This window comes from Gordonibacter sp. (assembly GCF_036667095.1).
Lineage (GTDB): Bacteria > Actinomycetota > Coriobacteriia > Coriobacteriales > Eggerthellaceae > Gordonibacter.
This window is the reverse complement of sequence record NZ_JAVWUP010000381.1, coordinates 1-1,171: the sequence shown is the minus strand read 5'-3', so window position 1 is coordinate 1,171 and position 1,171 is coordinate 1. Positions and strand designations below refer to the sequence as shown.

Sequence of the window (1,171 nt, the reverse complement as noted above, 5' to 3'; positions counted from 1 at the left end):
TCATTGCCTATGTGGTGCTGGGCATCGTGTTCACGCTGATGCTGGTAAAGGTTGCCAAGGGCGAGAAGACCGAGGAATCAGTGCGCCCGCTGGCAATCGCCGTGTTCGTGGCCGCCTTGCTGGTGACGGTGACCGCCCTGGCATTCGCCCTGCAGGTCGCCCGCCCCACGTGGAACAACCCCGGCCTGGTGCTGTCGTTCTTTGCGGCCGCGGTGGTGGCTGGCGGCTCGCTGCTCACCATCGTATACGCTGTGCTCGACCGCAGCGGCTACCTTCCCTTGAACGAGCAGGTGTCTCGCGGGTTCTCGCGCGTGATCGCCCTGTTCCTCACGGCCGAACTGGTGTTCGTGCTGGCCGAGGTGTTCAGCGGCCTCTATATCGCCATCGGCGAGGAGGCGGCCGTTGCCGCATGGCTGGTAAGCGGTCCGGGGGCGCCCTATTTCTGGGTTGAGATGGCATGCTTTGCAGGCGGCATCGCCCTGCTGCTGCAAAGGGCGAGTACGCTGCGCGTTGCGGGTGCGGCGCTGGCCTTCGTGGCAGTGTTCCTGGTGAAGTACAACATGCTGCAAGCCCAGCTTCACAACCCGCTGATCGGTTTCGCCGGCCCCGCTGCGGCCCCCGGCGCCCCGGCTGGCGCCTACTTCCCCGGACTGATCGAATGGGGCGTGGCCGTTGGCATCATCGGCATCGGGCTGCTGCTTCTAACCCTGGGTCTTTCCAAGCTCAAGCTGGGGAAATAACTCTTTTCCCCGTATTTTCCGCTAGTGGACGCGCCCTTTCGCCCCACCCCCGAATGGGAAAAGGGATCTAATCCAGCGAAAGGCTTCGCCAGCAGGAAGACCGCAACCTCTCCCTTGGTCTTCCTGCCGTTTTTTCACGACAGCAAAGGAGCACTCCTACCATGAGCAACGACTCCCCGATCAGCAAGACGACGAGCGCCGAGCTAGCCTACGCTCTCGGATGTGCCGACTTCTTCCAACTGATGTCGATGTTCTGCTTCAATCCTACCACGGAACTGGCGCAGGGAGTACTCGACGGAAACGTGGCCGAGGACGTGCGGGCCATTTTTGCAGATGTGGGTATCGACCCGCACAAGGCAGCAACCGAGCGTCTCGACGGGGTCTGCAACGAAAACTACACGGACGAGAACCTGCGCTCGATGCTCAGGCAG

General features: G+C 62.3%; 1 protein-coding gene and 1 pseudogene. Both read left to right on the top strand.

Annotated features, from left to right (window positions below; all coding sequences use genetic code 11):
* Window positions 1-740, top strand: a 740-nt coding sequence (nrfD, locus tag RR842_RS14765) for an NrfD/PsrC family molybdoenzyme membrane anchor subunit (protein ID WP_332730325.1), incomplete at its 5' end; no start/stop codon positions are given.
* A gap of 161 nt (window positions 741-901) precedes the next feature.
* Window positions 902-1,171, top strand: a pseudogene (locus tag RR842_RS14760) (hypothetical protein); the annotation flags it as partial.